The 23,711-nt window shown below is 71.8% G+C and carries 15 protein-coding genes; 5 read left to right on the top strand and 10 right to left on the bottom strand.

What is annotated here, in order from left to right; translation table 11 throughout:
- Window positions 1–110 precede the first annotated feature (110 nt).
- Complete coding sequence (locus ACWBNA_RS17755; protein WP_482705314.1) at window positions 111–4,532, top strand: HAD-IC family P-type ATPase; 4,422 nt, start codon at window positions 111–113, stop codon at window positions 4,530–4,532.
- A 335-nt stretch (window positions 4,533–4,867) separates the two neighbouring features.
- Here the strand turns inward: ACWBNA_RS17755 and ACWBNA_RS17750 are convergent, their stop codons facing one another.
- Entirely contained in the window at window positions 4,868–6,322 is a 1,455-nt protein-coding gene (locus tag ACWBNA_RS17750; RefSeq protein WP_482705313.1) for an MFS transporter, read from the bottom strand.
- Window positions 6,323–6,419: 97 nt separating this feature from the next.
- On the opposite strand from ACWBNA_RS17750, the gene dusB reads away from it, so the two are divergent.
- Window positions 6,420–7,562: a tRNA dihydrouridine synthase DusB gene (gene dusB, locus ACWBNA_RS17745; protein WP_482705312.1), complete on the top strand. Its 1,143-nt coding sequence runs from the start codon at window positions 6,420–6,422 to the stop codon at window positions 7,560–7,562.
- A 27-nt stretch (window positions 7,563–7,589) separates the two neighbouring features.
- Here dusB and ACWBNA_RS17740 read toward each other — a convergent pair whose 3' ends face one another.
- The 3 genes from ACWBNA_RS17740 to ACWBNA_RS17730 all read right to left on the bottom strand — a co-directional run bounded on the left by ACWBNA_RS17740 (window position 7,590) and on the right by ACWBNA_RS17730 (window position 13,011).
- Window positions 7,590–9,395: an alkaline phosphatase family protein gene (locus ACWBNA_RS17740; RefSeq protein ID WP_482705311.1), complete on the bottom strand. Its 1,806-nt coding sequence runs from the start codon at window positions 9,393–9,395 to the stop codon at window positions 7,590–7,592.
- Between the two features lie 146 nt (window positions 9,396–9,541).
- Window positions 9,542–11,479, bottom strand: coding sequence for an amylo-alpha-1,6-glucosidase (locus ACWBNA_RS17735; RefSeq protein ID WP_482705310.1), 1,938 nt, complete (start codon window positions 11,477–11,479; stop codon window positions 9,542–9,544).
- Window positions 11,476–13,011, bottom strand: a complete 1,536-nt coding sequence (locus ACWBNA_RS17730) for an MGH1-like glycoside hydrolase domain-containing protein (protein WP_482705309.1) — start codon at window positions 13,009–13,011, stop codon at window positions 11,476–11,478. Before ACWBNA_RS17730 ends, ACWBNA_RS17735 begins: the two co-directional genes overlap by 4 nt.
- A gap of 119 nt (window positions 13,012–13,130) precedes the next feature.
- On the opposite strand from ACWBNA_RS17730, the gene ACWBNA_RS17725 reads away from it, so the two are divergent.
- The 3 genes from ACWBNA_RS17725 to ACWBNA_RS17715 all read left to right on the top strand — a co-directional run bounded on the left by ACWBNA_RS17725 (window position 13,131) and on the right by ACWBNA_RS17715 (window position 18,076).
- Window positions 13,131–14,357, top strand: coding sequence for an ROK family protein (locus ACWBNA_RS17725; protein WP_482705308.1), 1,227 nt, complete (start codon window positions 13,131–13,133; stop codon window positions 14,355–14,357).
- A 426-nt stretch (window positions 14,358–14,783) separates the two neighbouring features.
- Window positions 14,784–17,531 (top strand): pyruvate, phosphate dikinase, encoded by a 2,748-nt coding sequence (gene ppdK / locus ACWBNA_RS17720; protein ID WP_482705307.1) that lies wholly within the window; start codon window positions 14,784–14,786, stop codon window positions 17,529–17,531.
- Between the two features lie 221 nt (window positions 17,532–17,752).
- Entirely contained in the window at window positions 17,753–18,076 is a 324-nt protein-coding gene (locus ACWBNA_RS17715; RefSeq protein ID WP_482705306.1) for a hypothetical protein, read from the top strand.
- On the opposite strand, the gene ACWBNA_RS17710 is transcribed toward ACWBNA_RS17715, so the two are convergent.
- The 6 genes from ACWBNA_RS17710 to ACWBNA_RS17685 form a co-directional block, all read right to left on the bottom strand.
- The gene (locus ACWBNA_RS17710; RefSeq protein ID WP_482705305.1) at window positions 18,068–18,448 is read right to left on the bottom strand and encodes a hypothetical protein; all 381 of its coding nucleotides are present in this window, start codon (window positions 18,446–18,448) and stop codon (window positions 18,068–18,070) included. The genes ACWBNA_RS17715 and ACWBNA_RS17710 overlap by 9 nt on opposite strands.
- Before the next feature lie 34 nt (window positions 18,449–18,482).
- Window positions 18,483–18,899, bottom strand: coding sequence for a TIGR03668 family PPOX class F420-dependent oxidoreductase (locus ACWBNA_RS17705; protein WP_482705304.1), 417 nt, complete (start codon window positions 18,897–18,899; stop codon window positions 18,483–18,485).
- A gap of 354 nt (window positions 18,900–19,253) precedes the next feature.
- On the bottom strand, window positions 19,254–19,730 hold the full coding sequence (locus tag ACWBNA_RS17700; RefSeq protein WP_482705303.1) for an excalibur calcium-binding domain-containing protein: 477 nt from the start codon (window positions 19,728–19,730) through the stop codon (window positions 19,254–19,256).
- Window positions 19,731–19,824: 94 nt separating this feature from the next.
- Entirely contained in the window at window positions 19,825–20,985 is a 1,161-nt protein-coding gene (locus ACWBNA_RS17695) for an alkaline phosphatase PhoX (protein WP_482705302.1), read from the bottom strand.
- Between the two features lie 68 nt (window positions 20,986–21,053).
- Window positions 21,054–22,592, bottom strand: a complete 1,539-nt coding sequence (locus ACWBNA_RS17690) for a sensor histidine kinase (protein WP_482705301.1) — start codon at window positions 22,590–22,592, stop codon at window positions 21,054–21,056.
- Entirely contained in the window at window positions 22,589–23,458 is an 870-nt protein-coding gene (locus ACWBNA_RS17685; RefSeq protein ID WP_482705300.1) for a winged helix-turn-helix domain-containing protein, read from the bottom strand. Before ACWBNA_RS17685 ends, ACWBNA_RS17690 begins: the two co-directional genes overlap by 4 nt.
- Window positions 23,459–23,711: the final 253 nt, after the last annotated feature.

The raw sequence follows: 23,711 nt of genomic DNA, 5'->3' as shown, positions 1-23,711 counted from the left end.
CGGAGGGCGCGGATCACCTGGGCGCCGGTGCGGAGGGCGCGGCGGGCGGGCCGGGCGGCGGGCTGCACGCGGCGGCCGGGCCGGGGGATGCGGGCCGCACGGGCACGGGCGTGGTGCACGCGGCCGACGAACCGGGCGGCGGGCTGTACCCGGCGCCCGGGCCGGGGGATGCGGACCACACCGGCACCGGCGCGAAGCGCGTGGCGGACCAGCCCGGCGACGGGCTGTATCCGGCGGCCGGGCCGGAGGGCGTTGATCACCCGGGCGCCGGTGTCGCGGGCGTGGTGGACCAGCCCGACGGGGGTGGGCGCGCGGAGCGGCGGGCGGGCGCTGTCGGGGACGAGGCCGGGCAGGCCGACGGGGTGAAGCGGCCGGGCGGCGCCGAGTCCCCGGTGCGGCCGGAATCCGGCGCGCCCGAACACCCAGGCACCGACCCCGGCCGTACCGAGCCCACGGCTCCGGGCCCCCACCACCCCGAACCCTCCGCCCCGCACCCCCACCGCACCGAACACCTCGCCCGTCGCGTGGCCGTCGCGCTCGCCGAGCATCCGGATGTCGCCTTCGCCTACTGGGATCAGGGGCTGGCCAGGCTGGTGGTGGCGGCGACCGAGGAAGCCGTGAGTGATCGGGTCGTGGAGCGGGCGGCGGAGCTCGCCGAGCGGTACGGGCTGGTGCCGATGGCCGCCGGCGACGCCGTCGAGGAGATGGATCACCCCGGTGATCCCGCTTCCGTGCGGACCGTCGCCGAGGCGCTCGCCGCCGACGTGGTGGGGGCGGCGGCCGCGCTGGCGGGGTCCGCGCTGCGGCTGCCGGCGTCGCCGCGTCTGGTGACCGCGATGGTCACGCTGCTGCGCGAGAACCCTCGCTTCCGCTCCTGGCTGCGCGCCCGTCTGGGCAACGCCCGCATGGAAGTCGTACTCGCCGCCGCGAACGCGGCCGTCCACGGCGCGGGCCACTCCCCGACCTCGCTGGTGCTCGACGGAGTGCTGCGCAGCTGCCAGTTGGCGGAGGCGGTGGTGCGGACGGCCGCCTTCGAGACCGTGCACGACCACCTGTGCGCGCCGGGCCGGGACAGCGTGCCCGCGGATCCGGGCGTACGCCCGCCGCTGCGGACGTCCCCGGCCCAGGAGTACGCCGCCCACGCCTCGACCGGCAGCGTCCTGGGCGCGGCGGCGGCCCTGCTCGTCAAGCACAACCTCGCCGAGGCCGCCGAGGCGGTCCTGGCCGGCTCGCCCAAGGCGGCGCGGTACGGGCCCGCCGCCTTCCACGCCGTCCTGAGCGGTGCCCTGTCCCGCGCGGGCGTGCTCGTGCGGGACCCGGACCGGCTGCGGCAGCTGGAAATGGCCGGCACGGTCGTGATGCATCCCAGTGCGCTCAGGACACCCGGCGCGGGCGCGGACCCGTGGGCCGAGGCCGTCCTGGACGCCGCCCGCCGGGCCGGACTGCGGGTCGTGGTCGTCGAAGATCCCGCGCTCGCCGACTTCACCGGCCTGGCCGACCAGGTCGTCCCCGCGGACCGGCCGCTGAGCGAGGTGGTGGACGAACTGCGCGAGGAGGGCGGTGTCGTCACCGTCGCCCGGCCCCGCCCGCACGAGGACACGCACGTGACCTACGGACTCCTCCGCGGCGACGTGGCCGTCGCCCTCACCGACGAGGACGGCCAGGTGGTGTGGGGCGCCGACGTCCTCGCCCCGCACGGCCTCGCCGACGTGTGGCGGCTGCTGATCGCCATTCCGGCGGCGCGTGGCGTCGGCCGCCGGTCCCAGACCCTGGCCCGGTCCGGCGCCGCGCTGTCCGGCCTGCTCGTGGCGATCGGCGAGTCCCGCAAGGGCGGCGGTTCACCCCTGCCCGGCCTCCCGCACGCGCCGGTCGACGTCGGCGCGGCCGCCGCCCTGTTCTCGGGGGCCCGCGCGGCTCTCGGCGTCGCCGCGGCCCGCGCCCCGCACCCCCGGCCGCGGGTGTCCTGGCACGCCCTGCACCCGGACGACGTACGCGACCGGCTGGAGCGCCAGGCGCCCCCGGAGCCGACGCCCGTCGAACAGGCGACCGCGCGGGCGCGTACGGCCGCCGCCGGCGTCGTACGGCAGCCCGCGCTGGCCCCGGCGCGCTGGTCGTGGCAACTCGCGCAGGCCGTGCGCGGGGAACTTGACGACCCCCTGACCCCGGTCCTGGCCGTCGGTTCGGCCGCTTCCGCGATCCTCGGGTCCGTCGTGGACGCCCTGCTGGTCCTCGGAGCCCTCGACCTGAACGCCCTGGTGGGCGGCGTCCAGCGGCTGCGGGCCGAGCGCGCGCTGTCCGGGCTGCTCGCCCAGCAGAAGCAGAAGGCACGCGTCGCGGACGACGAGGAAGCGACCCACGTGGTCGACGCCGCCAAGCTCAGTCCCGGCGACGTCATCGACCTCAAGACCGACGACGTGGTGCCCGCCGACGCCCGCCTGCTGTGGCAGGACGGTCTCGAGGTCGACGAGTCCGCGCTGACCGGCGAGTCCCTGCCGGTCGACAAGGACACGGACGTGACCCCCCGCGCCCCCGTGGCCGAGCGGCACTGCATGGTCTTCGAGGGGACGACGGTGGTGGCCGGACGCGCACAGGCCGTCGTCGTGGAGACCGGCGACCGTACCGAGGCCGCCCGGGCCGTCTCGCTCGCCGCCCGCGTCCCGCCGGCCGGCGGAGTGCAGGCCCGCCTCCAGGAACTCACCCGCAAGGCGATGCCGTTGACGATGGCGGGCGGCGCCTCGGTGACCGGCCTGTCGCTGCTGCGGGGTACGCCGATCCGGCAGGCGGTCAGCGGCGGAGTCGCCGTGGCGGTGGCCGCCGTACCCGAGGGGCTGCCGCTGGTGGCCACCGTGGCGCAGCTCGCCGCCGCCCGCCGGCTCAGCAGCCGCGGCCTCCTCGTCCGCACCCCGCGCACGCTGGAGGCGCTGGGCCGGATGGACACCATCTGCTTCGACAAGACCGGCACCCTCACCGAGAACCGGCTGCGCCTGGTCCGGGTGGCCGGCTCGGACGGCACGGTCCACACCCTCGACGCCCCGGACGCCGTCGACGCGCTGCGGGCCGCGGCCCGCGCCTGCCCCCGCCTCAACGGCGACTCGGTCCGCCCGGTACACGCCACCGACGAGGCCGTCCTGGACGCCGCCGGACCCGACCCCGACTGGGAGCAGACCGAGGGTCGCCCCTTCGAGGCCGCCCGCGGCTATGCCGCCGCCGTCGGCCGCGCCGGGGACGGCTCACCGGTACTGGTCGTCAAGGGCGCCCCCGAGACCGTGCTGCCCACCTGCGCCGACCTCCCCTCCCACATCTCCGACAGGGCGCAGTCACTGGCCGGCGACGGCCTGCGCGTCCTGGCGGTGGCCGTCCGCCCGCTGAAGGAGGGCGAGCAGGCGGCGGACGTACTCGAAGAGCCCCTGCGGGACCTGGAGTTCACCGGGCTGCTCGCGCTCGCCGACGTGGCGCGCGAGACGTCCCCGGCGCTGGTCCGCGGGCTGCGCGAGGCGGGCGTACGGCCCGTCGTGCTCACCGGCGACCACCCGCAGACCGCCCACGCCATCGCCGTCGACCTCGGCTGGCCGGACGACGCGAACGTGGTCACCGGCGACGAACTCGCCGCCGCCGACCGCACGGCCCGCTCCCGGATGCTGCGGGACGCCGACGTCGTCGCCCGGGTCGCGCCCGAGCAGAAACTCCAGGTCGTCGAGGCCCTCCGGGACGCCGACCGGGTCGTCGGCATGGTCGGCGACGGCGCCAACGACGCCGCCGCCATCCGCGCCGCCGACATCGGCGTCGGCATCAGCGCCCGCGGCTCGGCCGCCGCCCGCAACGCTGCCGACCTCGTCGTCACCGGCGACGACCTCTCGGTGCTCATCGAGGCGGTGCGCGAAGGCCGCGCCCTGTGGCACAGCGTCGCCGACGCCATCGCCATCCTCATCGGCGGCAACGCGGGCGAGGTCGGCTTCGGCATCCTCGGCACCCTCCTGTCCGGCGCCGCGCCCCTGTCCACCCGGCAGATGCTGCTGGTCAACCTGTTCACCGACCTGTTCCCGGCGATGGCGGTGGCGGTGACCCCGAAGGCGAAGGAACAGGGCGAGTCCACAGCGACGGAGCCCGACGAACCCCTGGGCACGGCCCTGCTCGGCGCCCCCCTCATCCGCCAGATCCGCCACCGGGCCCTCACCACCTGCCTCGGCGCCACCGTGGCCTGGCTCTTCGGCCGCTTCACCCCGGGCACGGCCCGCCGCTCGACGACGATGGCCCTGTGCGCGGTGGTGGGCACCCAACTGGCCCAGACCCTCGCCGACCGCCGGGACAGCCCCCTGGTCCGCTTCACGTCCCTGGGCTCGGCCCTGGCCCTCTTCGCCCTGGTGGAAACCCCAGGCGCAAGCCAACTCTTCGGCTGCACCCCACTGGGCCCCATGGCCTGGGCAGGCGTACTGGCGGCGATAGCACTGGCCTTGGCGGGCCAGAAGGCCCTACCCGGTGTGGAGAAGGCACTCGTCAAGCGCTGGCCGAACCTGGCCGATCAACTGACCTGAGCGGACCCACCCGAGGGGCGCGCGGGGAACGGGCGGCGACAGGGCCGGCCTTCGATCAACTGGCCTGAGGGGACCCACCCGAGGGGCGCGCGGGGAACGGGCGGCGACAGCGCCGGCCTTCGATCAACTGGCCTGAGGGGACCCACCCGAGGGGGGCGCGGGGAACGGGCGGCGACAGCACTGGCCGAGCCTGGCCGACCCAGGGGCGCGGGGAACTGCGCGACCAGCCACAACGGACCCGCACCCGCCGCACCACCACAACCCAACCCCTACGGCGCTGACGCGCCAACCCCGCCCAACCCTCACCGCGCTGACGCGCCAACCCCGCCCAACCCTCACCGCGCTGACGCGCCAACCCCCGCCGCGGCCCGCACCTCGCCCGACTCCAACCGCTCAGCCGTCCGCTCAGCCGTCCGCCGAGCCCAAGGCCCGCTCGTCACGAACCCAAGCACCAGCACCACGAACCCGCACCCCGCGAGAATCCACCACCCCGGCCGGGCGGCGGACACGAAGGCATCCCGGTACGACGACGCCCCCACGCCCGCGGCCAGCACCGCCCCCACCACCGCGACACCGAGCGTCTGCCCCAACTGGCGGCTGGTGGAGGCGACGGCGGCGGCCACGCCGGCCTGCGCCCGCGGCATCCCCGACACCGCCGTGTTCGTGATCGGCGCGTTCACGAACCCGAAACCGACCCCGAACAGCACGTACCCGACGGCCAGCGTGACATTGGACGTCTCGCCCTCGAACCCGGCGAACAGGACACCGCTCGCGGTCATCGCCACTCCCGCGATCACGAGCGGAACGCGCGGCCCGACGGACCCGACCAGCCGCCCGGACAGCGGCGCGCACAGAAACGTCGGCACGGCCATCGGCAGCATCAACAGCCCCGCGTGCAGGGCGTCCAGCCCCCGCACGTTCTGCAGGTACAGCGTCGACAGGAACAGGAACCCGCCCAGCGCGGCGAACCCGGCGACCGCGATCACCGTCGCCCCGCTGAACGGCGCCGACCGGAAGAACCGCAGGTCGATGAGGGGTTCGTCGCGCCGGGGCTCGTACCGGAGCAGGCCCACCAGCGCGGCCACCGCCAGCGCGGCGAACGGCAGGATCGAGGTGAACCCGGCGTTCGGCGCCTCGATGATCGCGTAGGTCAGGGAACCGAACAGCGTGATGACCAGGACCTGGCCGACCGGGTCGGCCCGGCGGGGCTTGGGGGCGCGGGACTCGGGGACGTACAGCAGCGTGAGCAGCAGAGCGGTGAGCCCCACCGGGAGATTGACCCAGAAGATCGACCGCCAGCCGACGGACTCCACCAGCAGCCCTCCGACCAGCGGGCCCGCCGCCATGGAGATGCCGACCACGGCACCCCACGCACCGATCGCCCGTGCCCGCTCGCGCGGGTCCGTGAAGGTGTTCGTGATGATCGACATGGCGACCGGGTTGAGCATCGAACCGCCCACCGCCTGCACCATGCGGAAGGCGACGAGCGTCTCCAGGTTCGGGGCGGCGGAGCACAGGGCCGAGCCGAGGGTGAAGACGATCAGACCCGCCATGAACACCCGCTTGCGGCCGATCCGGTCGGCCGTGGATCCGGCGAGCATCAGCAGGGCGGCGAGTACCAGGGTGTAGGCGTCGATGGTCCACTGCAGGCCCGCCGTGCTGGCGTGGAGTTCTCTCTGCATGGACGGCAGGGCGACGTTCAGGGCGGTGTTGTCGAGACTCACGATCAGCAGGCTCATGCAGCAGATCGCCAGGACGAGCATGCGTCGACGGTGGCTGAGCTCGGGCATGCGTTCCAGCGTACGCCGATGTCGATAGTGTGTCTAACTAATGACTTCTCCAGGGTTACCCTGCCGAGCACCGGTCGCCGTACGCGACAATGGGGGAATGTCCACGCCCGTCTCCCCTCTCCAGATCGGCCCGCACACCGTCCGGCCGCCCGTCGTCCTCGCCCCCATGGCCGGGATCACCAACGCGCCCTTCCGCACCCTGTGCAGGGAGTTCAGCGGCGGCAAGGGCCTGTTCGTGAGCGAGATGATCACGACCCGGGCGCTGGTCGAGCGCAACGAGAAGACCATGCAGCTGATCCGCTTCGACGCGGCCGAGAAGCCGCGCTCGATCCAGCTGTACGGCGTCGACCCGGCGACCGTCGGCAAGGCCGTCCGCATGATCGCGGAGGAGGACCTCGCCGACCACATCGACCTGAACTTCGGCTGCCCGGTCCCGAAGGTGACCCGCAAGGGCGGCGGCTCCGCCCTCCCGTACAAGCGCAACCTGCTGCGGGCGATCCTGCGCGAGGCCGTCAGCGGCGCCGGCGACCTGCCGGTGACGATGAAGATGCGCAAGGGCATCGACGACGACCACATCACCTTCCTCGACGCCGGCCGCATCGCCGTCGAGGAGGGCGTCACCTCCATCGCCCTGCACGGCCGCACCGCCGCCCAGCACTACGGCGGCACGGCCGACTGGGACGCCATCGCCCGCCTCAAGGAGCACGTGCCGGAGATCCCCGTCCTCGGCAACGGCGACATCTGGTCGGCCGAGGACGCGCTGCGGATGGTGCGCGAGACGGGCTGTGACGGAGTGGTCGTGGGGCGCGGGTGCCTCGGCCGGCCGTGGCTGTTCGCGGACCTGGTGGCGGCCTTCGAGGGGCGTACCGAGGACATCGCGCGTCCCTCCCTGCGCGAGGTCGCCGACGTCATGGTCCGCCACGCCACGCTGCTCGGCGAGTGGATCGGCGACGAAGCACGCGGGGTCATCGACTTCCGCAAGCACGTCGCCTGGTACCTGAAGGGCTTCGCGGTCGGCTCCGAGATGCGCAAGCGCCTCGCGATCACCTCGTCGCTGGCCGAACTCCGCGCCGGGCTCGACGAGCTGGACCTCGACCAGCCCTGGCCCGTCGGCGCCGACGGCCCCCGCGGCCGTACCTCCGGCAACAACCGCGTGGTGCTGCCGGACGGCTGGCTGAAGGACCCGTACGACTGCGCGGGGATCGGCGAGGACGCGGAACTGGACACGTCCGGGGGCTGAACCTCGTAAAGCGCCTCGTACCAGGGCTCAGCCCTCGGACGGGTGCGGGGTCGACCCGTACGCCGTCAGGAACCGGTCCCGGAACGAACTCATCTTCCACACCGGCGCGTCCTTGGCGGGCTTCAGACCGTCCGTCCAGTGCCACCCCGCGATCTTGTCGAGGACCTTCGGGTCCTTCGCGACGATCGAGACGGGCACGTCACGGCTGGCGCCCGCGCCGCTGACCCGGGCGATGGGCTGGTGGTCGCCGAGGAAGACGAGGACGGTGTCGTCGGTGCCGTAGCGCTCCAGCCACTGGGTGAGGCTGGTGACCGAGTACTGCACGGACTTCCCGTACTCCTGCTTGGAGCGGGCGGAGTCGGTGAGGACGTCCGAGGGGTCGAGGCCGGCCTTCTGGATGGGGCCGAAGACCGAGCCGTCGCCGAGCTCGTCCCAGCCGACCAGCTTCGGGATCGGCGCCCACGGCTGGTGACTGGAGGTCAGGATGATCTCCGACATCAGCGGCTTGTCGCGCTTCTTGCCGTGCACCAGCCGCTGGAACGCCTCCAGCGCGAACTGGTCCGGCATGGTCGACCAGCTGAACTTCGGGCCCTTGTAGCCCATCTGGAAGGCGTTGTAGACCTTGTCGAGGCCGTAGAAGCGCTCCTCCGGCCAGGCCTTCTGCACGCCGGGCATGATGCCGACGGTGTCCCAGGCGCCGGTCTTCCGGAAGGCCTTGGTGAGGCTGAGGTGGTCGCCGGCCATGACCGTGCGGTAGCGCTGCTGGTTGTCGATCCACAGCCCCGACATGGTGGTGGAGTGGCCGAGCCAGCTGCTGCCGCCGTACGTCGCCGACGTCATCCAGCCGCTCTTGGCGTGGAAGCCGGCCTTCTCCAGGGCGTCGGTGCTCGCGGCCAGCGTCCTGTCGACGCCCGGCGCGATCGCGGGGTCCTCGATCGCGCTGCGGCCGTAGCTCTCGATGAACGTGAAGATGACGTCCTTGCCGCGCAGGTCGGGCAGCAACTGGCTGCCGGGCGTGCCGCCGAAGGTGTCGGCCTTGGCCTCCTTCGCGAACGCGGCCTCGTCCTGGAGGGTGTCCTGCACCCGCCGCGCCTGGACCTTCAGTGCCCCGCCCGCCCGGTCGGAGGCGATCGGCATGCCGTCGATCTGGAGGCCGAGAGCGGAGCAGGTGATCCAGACGGTGCCCGCGATCAGGGTGGCCCGGGTGCCGGTCTGACGGTCGCGGACCAGCAGGTTGCTCAGCCGGACCGTCGCCGCCGCCGTCACGGCGAGCAGCAGCACGACCAGGACGGCCGCGCCGACCGCCGCGCCGACGGCCGTCGCCTTGCCCATCGAGTCCTCGACGTACGCCTGGGCGTCGTCCAGCAGCCCCCAGTCCAGGACCAGGTTGAAGCCCCGGCCCAGGTACTCGATGAACCCCATGTCGAGCAGGTTCAGCACGGTCAGCGCCCCGAGGAGCACCCCGGACAGCGCCGCCACGATCACCCGCGGCCGGCGCGGCAGCGCGAGCACGAGGACGCCTCCGATGATCGCCTCCACCGGCAGCCGCGTGAACCGGTTGTACTGGAGCGCGCCGACCCTGTTCGGCAGCAGCAGGGCGCCGAAGACCAGGACGGCGGCGAGAGCCGTGACCGTCCAGGACAGGGCACGGGCGGCGGCGGGGTACCGGGCGCGCCAGCCGCGCCAGTGGGCCAGGCGGTCCCTGAGCGTGACAGGCGTCTTCGCACCGGGTACGGCTTCGTCCGTCGCCTCGGCCGGCTCGGTCAGCTCTGTCGACACCCGAAGGTCCTTCCGTACGAAGCCCGGTGATACGGCGGGTCCGGAATGGGTCATCGGATCCGCCGTATTCCCGTACGGTTCACCTCCGTCCGGTGTTCAGCCGGTTTGCCCAGTGCTCGGCAAACACCGGGCAAACGCCTCACCAACCGGTTCGCCGACCGGCGCGCCGCCGGTCCGGCCGCGCGCCCCGCCGGCCCTCGCTAGGCGCCCCCGACCGCCGTGAGCAGCGCCAGCGGCGCCGCCGCCGACCGTGACTCCCGTACGCAGGCGTGCGGGTACGGCACCGGCTCCGCGTGCGTGTCCCGGCCGTAGCCCGCGAGGACCTCCGGCAGCCGGTGCCCGGTCGCCGTCGCCGCGTCGACCAGGCCGTGCGCGACCGTGCGGGCCTCGTCGTGCAGGCCGTAGCGGGCCAGGCCCAGCGTGATCAGCGCGTTGTCGTGCGGCCACACCGAACCCCGGTGGTACGACAACGGGTGGAACGCCGGCTGTCCCGCGGCCAGCGTGCGCACGCCCCAGCCGGAGAAGAAGTCGGGTTCGAGCAGGCGCCGCCCGACGAGCTCGCCGTATTCCTTGTCCAGCAGCCCCGACCACAGCAGGTGCCCGGCGTCCGAGGCCAGCGCGTCCACCTGGTTGCCCTCGCCGTCCAGCGCGAGGGCAGGGAAGGAGTGGTCCGGCATCCAGAAGTCGCGCTGGAAGCGGTCGCGCAGGTCGGCGGCGGCCTGCTCCAGCAGGGCCGCGTAGACCTGGTCGTCCCACGCCGTGCGCGCCAGCCACGCGGTCCGGCGCAGCGCGTCGTACGCGTACCCCTGGGCGCCCGCCGCCATCACCGGGCCGCTCGCGCGGCTGCCGTCGGCCGAGCAGATGGCGCCGGGGGAGTCCTTCCAGTTCTGGTTGGCGAGGCCGCCCTGGTCGGCGCGGTAGACCAGGTAGCCGCGCGAGGTCAGCCCGCCGTGGTCCAGCATCCAGCCGATCGCCGCGCGGGCGTTGGCCTCCAGACGGCGGGCCAGGTCCGTGTCCCCGGTGTACTCGACGTACGCGCCGAGCAGCACGAGGAACAGCGGGGTGGCGTCCACCGAGCCGTAGTACCGGCCGTACGGCACCTGCCCGAAGTGCGCCAGCTCGCCGTGCCGCACCTCGTGCACGATCTTGCCGGGCTGGGCCACCGCCTGCGGGCCGGTCTCCGTCGCCTGTGTCGCGGCCAGCGCGGGAAGGGTGGCGGCGGCCAGCCGAGGCCGGTACGGCAGCGCGAACAGCGAGGTCAGCAGGGCGTCCCGGCCCAGCAGCGTCAGGAACCAGGGGGCGCCCGCCGCCGGTACGCGCAGCTCCTCGCCATCCGGCCCGGTCGCCGGCACCTGGAGCGAGGCGAGATCGGCGAGCCCGCGCGCGCAGGCCGCGGCCAGCTCCGGCCAGCCGGTCGGGAAGGCCACGCCCTCCACGAACTCACCCTCCATTGCGAGGAGTTGTTCGTTCAGGGCGGCCGGTGAGCGCGGTACCCGCAACGCCCGCCGGTCCCCGTGCGGCCGTGCCATCACGCGCAGTATCAGCTCGGCGGTGCCGTGCGGTTCGAGTTCCAGGGTCCACACCAGGCGCCGGGCACCGGTTCCGGTCTCCTCGACGCCGTCCGGGGCGGGCTCGGCCGTCACGGTCGTACAGGACCGCCACTCACCGCGCTGATAGGCGAACTCGACGCCACCGTCGAGGACCTGACGGGAGCGGGTCGCTCCTATCTTCGCGTACGTACGGTGGTCGGAGCGCAGTTCGAACTGGTCGGTGAAGTCGGCGTCCGCCGTCACCGCGAGCCGGACCGTCGTCGGCACCGGACGGTTGCTGGTCACCCGCAGGGACTCGACGAACGAGCCGTCACCGACAGCCTGTTCACGGAAGAGGGTGTACGCGGGCGGCTCCTGACGTCCGCCGCGCGGCACCAGCACACACCGCGCGGTGTCCCCGTCGGCGACCGGCGACAGCGCCTCGGGCACCGCGCCGTCCACGGTGAGCTGCCACCGGCTCAGATGCCGGGCGTCGCGCACGAACAATCCGTCCGGGGAACTGCCGCCCCGTACGCCGCTGATGTCCCCGCCGTCGCCCACGGCGGCGAACGTCCCACCGTGCACGAGCAGATGATGCCGGTCCGTCATCCCCGGTCCCCTCCCCTGTCACTCATCTCGAACGTCCGGATGCCCGTGGGGGACCTGTCGTCTCCCGGGCCGGTGTGCAGCAGGTCGAGCGTGAGCGCGGCGGTCCAGCTGAAGCCGGTCGCCCCGCAGGCCTCGCCGGTGTACGGGTCGACGTACTCCGCGAAGTCAGACGTGCCGGCGGTGTCCAGGACGGCCTGGCGCAGCGCGTCGGCCCGCTCCTGTTCGCCGTGCGTGCGCAGCCCGCGCTCCACCAGCCAGCTGGTGTTGAACCAGGCCGGGCCGCGCCAGTAGCGGTGCGGGTCGAAGGCCTCGCCGAGCAGGTCGTAGCTCGGGACCAGGCGGGTCGAGTCGCCGAGCCCGAAGTGCGCGCCGCCCAGGGTGCGCACGAGCGCGTCCGTGATCTCCCGCGGCAGGCCGGGCAGCAGCAGCGGAACGACCCCGGAGACGCTGCGCTCGCGGATCAGCCCCCCGCCCCGCACGTCCCGGCAGAAGAACATCCCCTCCGCCGGATCCCACAGCCGCTCGACCAGCGCCGCCGTCAGCCGCTCGGCACGCGCGTGCCGAGCCGTGCCCTCGGCGCCGAGCTCCCGTGCGATCCGCGCGAGAGCGTGCTCGGAGGCGATGAGCAGGGCGTTGAACGCCGGGTCCTCGACGGCGAACTCCCCCGTCCCGTCGGCGTACCCGCCGTCGCGGTAATCGGTCGCCAGCCGCACGTACCGCCCGTAGTCCAGGTCTGTCGGCCGGTCCTCCGGGGCGCCGTGGTCCAGGTCGGCGCGGCGGAAGGACCGGGCCGGGGCGGGCGTGATGCGGGCGAGCGGGGCGTCCCAGCAGGGGCTGTTGTCCATACCCTGTTCCCAGGGGTGCACGACGGACGCCAGCGACCCCCCGCCCAGGTCCCGCCGGTGCAGCAGATACCGGTGCCACGCGGCGAGCCGCGGATACACCCGGGCGAGGAAGCCGCGCGCCCGTGACAGCCCCGGGTCGGCGCAGTGCACCAGCCACGCGGCCAGCGCGTGCACCGGTGGCTGCACGATGCCCGAGGTCTGTACGGTGCGCGGGGCGCCCGCAGCGCGCCCCGCGGTCGAGGAGCGCCAGAAGTCGGGGCTCGGGAAGTACGCGTCGAGCGGGACGGAGGGGTTGAAGACGATGTGCGGGATCCGCCCGTCGCCCCACTGGGCGTCGAGCAGCGTCGTCAGCTCCGTCTGTGCCCGTAACGGCGACAGGTGGCGCAGGCCGATCGCGATGAACGCCGAGTCCCAGGACCACTGGTGCGGGTACAGGCCGTGTGAGGGGACCGTGGAGGCGCCGGTCCAGTTGCCCTCCAGCACCCCGGCGGCCCTGACGTGCAAGGAGGAACGGGCCGCCGACGGTGAACGTGTCGCGGACGGCGCATGTGTCGCGGACGGCGGATCGTATGCAACGGCCTCCGGCACCGGCACCTCACCATGCCCGGAATACGGTGGTGAGGAAAAGGTGCGTACGGGCGTCAAGTGCCCGGTGTTACGGGCGGTGAGCTGCGTTGCGCGATCCACTCAAGGCTCCCCGAAGACGTACGGCCGACCAGTTCGGTAGTGGCTACCGTAGGGTTACGTCTATTTAACACGCAAAACTCAATATGTAATGCAGGCTTGAGAAACACAAGGGGGTGCGCATGACCGGACGACCCGGCAGGACCGGCAGAACGGGAAGTCAGGCGAGCGCCGGAGATCTGCTCGAACTCGTGCGCAGCGGCCGCGCCACCACCCGGGGCGCCCTGCAACAGGCCACCGGACTCTCCCGCGCCACCGTCGGCCACCGCCTCGACCGCCTCTTCCGCGCGGGCTGGCTCCGCGAGGGCGCCGGCGGCCCCGTCGACTCACCGCTCGGCGGCCGCCCCTCCATCACCCTCGAGTTCGACGACGCCCACGCGGTCGTCCTCTCCGCCGACCTCGACACACGGCACGCGCGGGCCGCCGTACTGACCCTGACCGGCGAGATCCTCTCCGAGCACTCGGGCGTCCTGGTCGTCGAGGAGGGCCCCGACGCCGTACTCGGCGAACTCGGCCGCTGGTTCGCCGAGCTCCTGGAGAAGGCCGGCCACCGGCCGGACGAGGTCTGCGGCATCGGCCTCGCGGTGCCGGGCCCCGTCGACACCGACACCGGCCGCGTCGTACAGCCGCCGATCATGCCCGGCTGGGACGGCTACGACATAAGGGGCCGCCTGGCGAGGGCCTTCAGCGAGCACTCCGGCGCCGGGCCGGTACCCGTCCTGGTCGACAACGACGCCAACCTCATGGCGTACGGCGAACAGCGCACGAGATACGCCGACTGCTCGGCCTTCGTGCTGGTGAAGGTGTCGACGGGCATCGGCGCCGGAGTCGTGGTCGACGGCTCGATCTACCGAGGTGTCGACGGAGGCGCGGGCGACCTCGGCCACATCCGGGTCCCCGCGGGCGCCGACGCGCTGTGCCGCTGCGGCTCCTACGGCTGTCTCGCCGCCGTCGCCAGCGGTGGCGCCGTGGCGCGGCGACTGGCCGAGGCCGGGGTGCCGGCGGCGTCCGGCTCGGACGTGCGGGACCTGCTGGCCTCCGGGCACCCCGAGGCGGCGGCGCTCGCGCGGGACGCGGGCCGCCAGGTCGGGGACGTCCTGGCGACGGTCGTGACCCTGTTGAACCCCGGTGTTCTGATGATCGCGGGGGATCTGGCCGGAACCGCCTTCCTCACGGGCGTGCGCGAGCTGCTCTACCAGCGCGCGCTGCCGCGCTCCACCGCTCATCTGGACGTTGTGACGTCGCGGCTGGGGGAGCGGGCGGGGCTGGTCGGGGCGGGGGCGATGGTCGTGGAGCACCTGTACGCGCCGGAGCGGGTGGAGGAACGCCTGGCCGCGCTGGGGGTGTGACGGGTGTGACCACGATCTTTTCGAGGTTGTTTCCGTCGTGAGACGCGTCCGCATGGTGAAATTCCGGCGGCTGTGACAGCGTGATTATCGCCACCCTTGATAAGGGTTGCGCTCAGATGAGCGGATCTTGCTCGACTGCACTTCTGGAAGGGGTGGCACTGAGTGCCACCCCTTGATCGTTCATCGATCGAAATCAGACGGGCTGGCAGCCGCTCATGTGAGCGGAATTCTGGGAAAGTGAGCGCTCTTGCGTTCAAGGAGTGAAAACATGCGCCCGTATTCGCTTGCCAAGCTTTGACTTTCGATCCGGTGGCGGACGAGTGGTTACAGGCGCATGACGGGCAAGTGGACGTACCCAGAAGCCTTTGATCTGGGTATGTTCCTGCTCGTCAGGGCAGCCACCGCGTCCTCGAGGAGTCGAGACCCGTGTCGGAAAACAAAGATCCCCAGGTAGCTGAGCACGGCACCAGCGTTGAGAGCGTGAAGTTCGTTTACGACTTCACCGAGGGCAACAAGGACCTCAAGGACCTCCTCGGCGGCAAGGGTGCCAACCTCGCCGAGATGACCAACCTGGGCCTTCCGGTGCCTCCGGGCTTCACGATCACCACCGAGGCCTGCAAGGTCTACCTCGACAGCGGCGAGGAGCCGGCGGCACTGCGTGACGAGGTGAGTGCACACCTCGACGCGCTGGAGCAGCGCATGGGCAAGAAGCTCGGCCAGGCCGACGACCCGCTCCTGGTCTCGGTCCGCTCCGGAGCCAAGTTCTCCATGCCCGGCATGATGGACACGGTCCTCAACATCGGCCTCTCCGACAAGTCGGTCCAGGGCCTGGCCAAGCAGGCCGGCGACGACCGCTTCGCCTGGGACTCCTACCGCCGCCTCATCCAGATGTTCGGCAAGACCGTCCTCGGCGTCGACGGCGACCTCTTCGAAGACGCCCTGGAAGCGGCGAAGACGGCCAAGAAGGTCACGGTCGACACCGAGCTGGAAGCCGCGGACCTCAAGAAGCTGGTCACCCGCTTCAAGAAGATCGTCAAGACCGAGGCCGGCCGGGACTTCCCGCAGGACCCGCGCGAGCAGATGGACCTCGCCATCCACGCGGTCTTCGACTCCTGGAACACCGACCGCGCCAAGCTCTACCGCCGCCAGGAGCGCATCCCGGGCGACCTGGGCACCGCGGTCAACGTCTGCTCGATGGTCTTCGGCAACCTGGGCCCCGACTCCGGCACGGGCGTGGCCTTCACCCGTGACCCCGCCTCGGGCCACCAGGGCGTGTACGGCGACTACCTCCAGAACGCCCAGGGCGAGGACGTGGTCGCGGGCATCCGCAACACCGTCCCGCTGGCCGAGCTGGAGACGATCGACAAGAAGTCGTACGACCAGCTCATGCAGATCATGGAGACGCTGGAGAACCACTACAAGGACCTCTGCGACATCGAGTTCACCATCGAGCGCGGTCAGCTGTGGATGCTCCAGACCCGCGTCGGCAAGCGCACGGCGGGTGCGGCCTTCCGCATCGCCACGCAGCTCGTCGACCAGGGCCTGATCGACGAGGCCGAGGCCCTCCAGCGCGTGACGGGTGCCCAACTGGCCCAGCTGATGTTCCCGCGCTTCGACGAGGACACGAAGGTGGCGAAGGTCGGCCGGGGCATCGCGGCGTCGCCGGGCGCGGCGGTCGGCAAGGCGGTCTTCGACTCGTACACCGCGGTGAAGTGGTCGCGTTCGGGCGAGAAGGTGATCCTGGTCCGTCGCGAGACGAACCCGGACGACCTCGACGGCATGATCGCGGCCGAGGGCATCCTGACCTCGCGCGGCGGCAAGACCTCCCACGCGGCGGTCGTCGCGCGCGGCATGGGCAAGACCTGTGTGTGCGGCGCGGAGGAACTGGAAGTCGACACCAAGCGGCGCCGGATGACGGTGCCGGGCGGTCACGTGGTGGAGGAGGGCGACCTCATCTCCATCGACGGCTCGTCGGGCAAGGTCTACCTGGGCGAGGTCCCGGTCGTCCCGTCCCCCGTCGTGGAGTACTTCGAGGGCCGGATGCACGCGGGCGCCAACGACGCGGACGAACTGGTCGAGGCGGTCCACCGGATCATGGCCTTCGCGGACCGGAAGCGCCGCCTGCGTGTCCGGGCCAACGCCGACAACGCCGAGGACGCGCTGCGCGCCCGTCGCTTCGGCGCCCAGGGCATCGGTCTGTGCCGCACCGAGCACATGTTCCTCGGCGACCGGCGTGAACTGGTCGAGCGGCTCATCCTGGCCGACACGGAGACGGAGCGCGAGGAGTCGCTGAAGGCGCTGCTCCCCCTCCAGAAGAAGGACTTCGTCGAGCTGTTCTCGGCGATGGACGGCCTCCCCGTGACGGTGCGGCTGCTGGACCCGCCGCTGCACGAGTTCCTGCCCGACATCACGGAACTCTCGGTCCGCGTGGCACTGGCCGAGTCCCGCCAGGAGCCCCACGAGAACGAACTGCGCCTGCTCCAGGCCGTCCACCGCCTGCACGAGCAGAACCCCATGCTGGGTCTGCGCGGCGTGCGCCTGGGCCTGGTCATCCCCGGCCTGTTCACCATGCAGGTACGGGCGATCGCCGAGGCCGCGGCCGAACGCAAGGCGGCCAAGGGCGACCCGCGCGCCGAGATCATGATCCCGCTGGTGGGCACGGTCCAGGAGCTGGAGATCGTCCGCGAGGAGGCCGACCAGGTGGTGGCCGAGGTCGAGGCCGCCACGGGCACGTCCCTCAAGCTGTCGATCGGCACGATGATCGAATTGCCGCGCGCCGCCCTGACCGCCGGTCAGATCGCCGAGGCGGCGGAGTTCTTCTCCTTCGGCACGAACGACCTCACCCAGACCGTGTGGGGCTTCAGCCGGGACGACGTGGAGGCCTCCTTCTTCACGGCCTACCTGGAGAAGGGCATCTTCGGAGTCTCCCCCTTCGAGACGATCGACAGGGATGGCGTCGGTTCCCTCGTGAAGCTGGCCGCGGAAGCCGGCCGCGCGACCCGCCCCGACCTGAAACTCGGCGTCTGCGGCGAACACGGCGGCGACCCCGAGTCCGTCCACTTCTTCCACGATGTCGGCCTGGACTACGTCTCCTGCTCGCCGTTCCGGATCCCGGTGGCACGCCTGGAGGCGGGGCGCGCGGCTTCGCAGTCGGCGGGGAGCGACCACCGGTAGGGCTTACGGGTCTTGGGGCTTGGTCCTGGGCTTGGCCTTCGGCTCGGCCCTGGCCTCGCGTACGACCTGCTGAACGCCGGAACCGCCGACTGTCCCCGACCGACCCTCACCGATGGGCGGCGGTTCCGGAGCACGAGGAGAGGGCGGCACCCTGTGCGGGGGGCCGCCCTCTCGGCTTTGCCTCGGTGCGGGTGGCCTCGCGGCATAGGGTCGGGCGCACGATGACCGACTTCCGCATCTACGGAACCAGCACCCACACCGCCGACGAGCTGGTCCGGCTCGTCAGCGACCGCTTCGGCTGGCGCTTCACCGAGCGTGAGAGCGACTACCTGGGCGTCCATCACCTGGCTGACCACCCCGACGGGCGGATCGAGATCCAGCCCAACCTGATCCCCGGCGACCACGGTGAAGACGAGCTCTACCTCCTCGAACACCCGGAGGTGCGGGTGCTCTTGACGACCACCGCGGACCCGGATCCCAGCCTGCAGATGCGTCTGGGCGCCATCGAGGGGCTCATTCACCTCAAGCTCTATCGATCAGCGTGACGATCTCCGATCCGCGGTGTGGCAGCGGCAGCTGCAACCGGGCGCCAAGAGGATGTTGTTGGCCCCAGGGAGGAACACGTCGTGCGTCTGGTGGCACGCGTTGTGCAGCTCTTCGTAGCCGTGCCGTTTGGCGAGCGCGCACTCGGTCGACGGCGTGTCCAGAGCCTCGAACGCTGAGACAGCTGTGCCGGTGGCCACGGCCGCTCGCTTCCTGGACCGGGCATTGGCTTCGGCTACGCCTGCGCTCAGTGCCTCCGCCGTGTCGACGTTCTCCGACTCCAGCTTCTCGCCAGGCACCAGCTTTCCCGTCGCGATCGCCGCCCGCAGGTCGTCGGCGATCCGGCGGTACGGAGGCAGGTCTTGGTCCGGCATGTGCGTCACCCCGGGATCGGCTGTCCCGGCAAGGCTATGCGAAGGCCCAGCCGCTCCACTGCTCCACCCGAACGGCGACCACGGGACCCTGGGGAGGGGAGTCCTGGTACTGCTCGTACTTGTCGCACAACAATTCCACCGCGCGGTCTCGCTCCTGACCTTCCTTCAGTACGTCGCCGTGCCCGTCGGCGCGAGCCCACCACAGCGTGGACCAGTCCTCGTCGTAGTGGTCCACAAGGACAGCCACCGACGGGTTCTCCCTGATGTTGCGCAATCGCCGAAGATCCCACGTGCTCTTGGGCTTGTGGTCGATCGCGAAGTACAAGACGTCGTTCAGGACGATGAAGGTCACTGGAACGGCGTGGGGCACTCCCTGGGCGTCGGCTGTCGCCAGCCTGGCGACGGCCGACGCGACAAAGCGTTCGCGGGCGACGAGAGGCGAGAGCTTCATGCGTTCCACCGTAGCGAGGCTCGGAGCCTGGAAAGAGGCGGTTCACGGCGTTGAAGGGCCTCGCTTTGTGTGAGTGCTGGCCGCGCTGACCAAGGATCACGGCCAAGGCTAGGAGCCGTTGCCGGTACCGCAGTGATCAAACTCTGCCGACATTTGCAGCAAACCGCCACTCCTCACATGACGAGAGATCAGAGTGCCAGGGCGACCGCAGTGGCTGGAGGTTGCCCTGGAACCGGCGAGCGGCGATCGTCTGGCCGACGGGGATGGCGAGTCCCTGCTCCTCGTCGCCACTCTTGGGTGTGGCACCTGGCGGGCGGCGGATCGACCCCGAGTTGATCCGGAGGGACTGACGGGTCAGGTGTCGCAGGCGACGCCGTCGTTGTCGCGGTCCAGATGGGAGGCGTAGCCGGGTTCGCCACGGTGGATGGGGGCGGCGCCCGCGGCTCGGACCGCGGTGCAGTTCTCGTAGTAGACGTCCGCGTCGGACGAACCGTCGTCGCTGCCTGCCGCCGGCTGCGCTGTGACCGTTCTGGTGACCTTGACTTTCACCTTGACCGTTTCCGTGGCGGTCACGGTGCCGGCCGGCTCGGGCTCGGTCGTCTCCGCCGCCGGGGCCGTCGCCGTTGCCGTCACGGTGACCGTCGGCTGTGGCTTGGCGGCCGTCGGCTTCGCGTTGGTGCTTGTCTCCTGGTCGCTTCCGCCTATGCCTACGCCGATGAAGAGGGCCAGCGCCAGCGCCGGCAGGACGTACCGCTTCCGGGCCCACTTGGGGGCGGGGCCGGAAGCGGTCGGGCCTATGGGCTGGGTCGTGTGGTGGTACGGGTTGGTCATGTCGTCCCCCTGAGGTGTTACGTGAGGGGATGACCGTATTGCTGCGCACTCGGTTGTGTGGGAGATGTGTTCATTTCGTGATCGTTGTGCGGTGTTACGTCCTGAACGGGCCCCGCACCTCATACGTGATCCCGCCCGACGAGCTCCCAGTCGTCCCCCGCTGGCTGGAGAAGTACAGCCGCGTGCCGTCGGGGGAGAACGCCGGGCCCGTGATCTCCGACGACGACTGGCCGTCGATGCGCAGGAACGGGGCGATCACGTCGTCCGGAGTGATCACGCAGATCTCCATGTTGCCGCCGTCCTCCGCCACGAACAGGTCGCCGGAGGCGGTGCCGGTGATGTTGTCGACGCCGGTGAGCGGGGCGGTGCCGGAGGTGACGAGGGAGTCGTCGTACGCCAGCTCGTACGTGTTCGTCAGCAGGTTGAGCCGCCAGACGCGGTTGTCGCCCTTCGTGGTGAACCAGACCGTGTCGTCGGCGTAGTGGCAGCCCTCGCCGCCGTTGAAGGACTTCGAGCCGGAGACCTGGGTGCGGGTGGTGGTGGGGGAGCCGTCCGGGTCGGGGACGTTCGCCCAGGTGAAGGAGCCTGACGTGGCCGTGCCGGCGACCATGACCTGGAGGGTGCCGGAGGAGAGGTTGCCCCAGGTCGTCGGTACGAAGCGGTAGAAGCGGCCGTTCGTCTCGTCCTCGGTCAGGTAGACCACCTTGCGGACCGGGTCCGCGGCCGCAGCCTCGTGCTTGAAGCGGCCCATGGCGTCGCGGCGGGTGGCCGGCTGGACACCCCAGGGGTCCGTCTCGTAGACGTAGCCCAGCGACACCTCCTCGCAGGACAGCCAGGTGTTCCACGGGGTTTTGCCGCCCGCGCAGTTCTGCCGGGTGTTGGAGAGGATGCGGTACGCGCCCGTGATCGTGCCCGTCGACGAGAACCGCACCGCGCTCGCGCCGCCCGACGGGTTGATCTCCGAGTTGGAGACGTAGATCCAGCCGGTGCCGTCGGCGTAACAGGCGCCGCCGTCAGGGGCGTTGTGCCAGGTGTACGACGTTCCGGTGACCGTCTGGCCGGAGCGGGCGACGACCCGGCTGGTGAAGCCGCTCGGGAGTCTGATGCCGTTGGTGTCGGGGGCGCCGAGCGCCCCGTAGGGGCCGGCTCCGGGTTGGGCGGGGGCCGCGTACGCGGCGCCTCGCCACAGGGTTCCGCCGAGGACGGCGGAGGAACCGCCGATGACGGCCGCACGCAGGAGGGTACGACGTTCCACGCTTGCTCCAAGGTGTGTCGTGACCTGCCCGCCGCCGGATCGGCGGCGGGGTGGCGCGGTCATGGACCCTAGGGGCGCGGGATGGACTCCCTGTGGACGGGCTGTGAAGCGGGGGCGCGCTGTACATGACCAGCAACGTGCAGTGCCAGCAGCTCTCTGCCTCGCTGGGCGGCACTGCCCGGTCCATGGCCGGGCAGGGGTTCGGCCGACGGCAGTCGCACCACCGCGTCCAGGCCGCCGGTCGCCGCCGCGTGCACGCTCGCCTCGCCGCCGCCGGCGTGGGCGAGGCGTTGGACGAGGGAGAGGCCGAGGCCCGTGCCGCCCTTGGGGGCGCCGGGTGCGCGCCAGAAGCGGTCGAAGGCGCGGGCGCGCTGGTCGGGGGTCATGCCGGGGCCCTCGTCGGTGATGTGGAGGTCGACCCAGCAGGGGCGGGCGTCGCGCAGGGCGCGGCGGGCGGGGGCGTGGAGGCGCAGTTCGATGGTGACGGTGGTGCCGGGTGGGGAGGCCCGTAGGGCGTTGGAGAGGAGGTTGTCCAGGATCTGTTCGATGGACCCGGGCAGTGCCAGCACCGGGCCCACGCTGCCGGCGAACAGGACCAGGGATACGTTCCGTCGGTCGAAGAGCGGCGCCCAGGTGTGGTGGCGTTCCGCGCAGACCGCGCCGATGTCGGTCGGGCCGGGTGTGGCCGCGTGCTCCTCCAGTCGCGCCATGGCCAGCAGGCCCTCGACCATGCGGGAGAGGCGGTCCGTCTCGGTGACGGCGGCGGTGAGGCTGCCCTGGCCGCGGGCGGTGACGTTCGGTTCCAGGTTCTCCAGGCGCAGGCGCAGGGCCGCGAGCGGTGTCTTCAGCTGGTGCGAGGCCTCGCCGGCGAAGGCGTGCTGGGAGTCGAGGAGATGGGCGAGGCGGGCTGCCGTACGGTTGAACGCGGCCGCCAGGCTGCGGACTTCGGGTGGGCCCTTGGTGACGGCTACGGGCTGGACGCGGCCGCCGCCCGCCAACTCATGGGTGGCACGCTCCAGTTCGCGGATGGGGCGGCCGGTCCAGCGGGCGATGCCGAAGCCGACGAAGGTGACCGCGGTGAGCACGCCGAGTCCGCCAACGGCGAGCAGCAGCCATACGTGGTGGACGCGTTCGTGGACCGTCCGGGTCGGGAGCGTGAGCCATACGGCACCCTCCGGCCGGACGCCCTGGCCCACGGGCGCAGCCACCGACAGGTACTCCACTCCGCCGATGGTGGAGGTGCGGACGTCCACCGTGGAGGTGCCTCGCAGGGCGGCCGTGATGCCGGGGCGGGACGTCAGGGCGCGGGACGCCTCCGGGCTCAGCGGGTGCGAGGTGGCGAGCGGTGCGCCCGTGCCGTCGACGACCACCACCTTCCCGCCGATGCGTTCGGCGCAGTGGGTCACCCGGGCGGGCAGGTCCTGCTCGGCACGGCCGGCGGCGAGGGACAGGGCGGCGTACGCGGAGACCGACTCGGCCTCGTCCTTCGCCGCGTTGACCACCCGCTCCCGCTCGCCCCGCGAGTACACGAAGCCGAGCGGGATCTCCAGGCAGAGCAGGACGAGTGCGGCGAGGGTGAGGTAGCTGAACAGGAGGCGGCGGGTCATGTCGCACCCAGTCGCTGTTCGTTCGGCTCGCCGTGCACCGCCAGCCGGAAGCCGACCCCGCGCAGCGTCTGGATCCACGCGGGGTGGCCCAACTTCTTGCGCAGGGCGGCGACATGGACGTCGAGGGTCTTGGTCGGGCCCTCGTAGTGCGGGTCCCAGACCCGGTCGAGGATCTGCTGCCGGGAGTAGACCGCGCCGGGGTCCTCGGTGAGCAGCGCGAGCAGCTCGAACTCCTTGGGCGTGAGTGCCACTTGGGCCGCGCCGACCCAGACCTGGCGGGTGCGGCGGTCGACGACCAGAGGGCCGGGTTCGGTGGCGGTGGCGGGGGCGGGGCCCGTGGCTGGGACGGGGTGTTCGTACGACGGTGGTGGCGGGGTTTCGTACGAGGGTGCCGGGGTGCGGTCGTACGACGGAACCGGCATCGGTGTCGACGGAACCGGCACCGGTGTCGACGGAACCTGCACAGGTATCGGTGCCGACGTCGGTGTCGGCTCCACCAAAGCCTGTGTCCGCTGCGTCCGCCGCGTCACCGCCCGCACCCGTGCCACCAGCTCCCGCATGCTGAACGGCTTGGCCAGGTAGTCGTCGGCGCCCAGTTCCAGGCCCAGCACACGGTCCGCCTCCTCGCCGCGGGCGCTGAGGATGACGATGGGGACGTCGGAGACCTGCCGGATGCCCCGGCAGACGTCGATGCCGTCCATGTCCGGCAGGCCGAGGTCGAGCAGGACGACATCGCCGTACGGGCCTCTCAGGCCGTCGGTGCCGGTGGCGACGTGGTCGACCGTCAGTCCGAAGTGGCCGAGACCCTCGGTGAGCGGTTCGGCGATCGTCTCGTCGTCCTCGATGAGCAGTACTCGTAGGCCCATGCGTCCCGTCTCTCCGTGAACCGTGACCGTGAATCGTGAACCAGGAATCGGCTTTTGAATCCAGGCACCCCGGATCCGCATTACGTGCCCTGGAGTCGACACGTTACAAGATGACAGTGCATGCATGGGGCACGACAAGAAATGTTCAATTCCTGTCCGGGCTCTGGTCGTTACTTAACCTTCCGCTGGGACGCACCCTCCTACGGTGTGGTGACCAGGTCGAACTTCCCGTCGAGGAGGCATCGTTGAAGGC

The organism is Streptomyces sp. Q2 (assembly GCF_056820935.1).
This window is presented reverse-complemented; position numbering and strand designations above follow the sequence as displayed.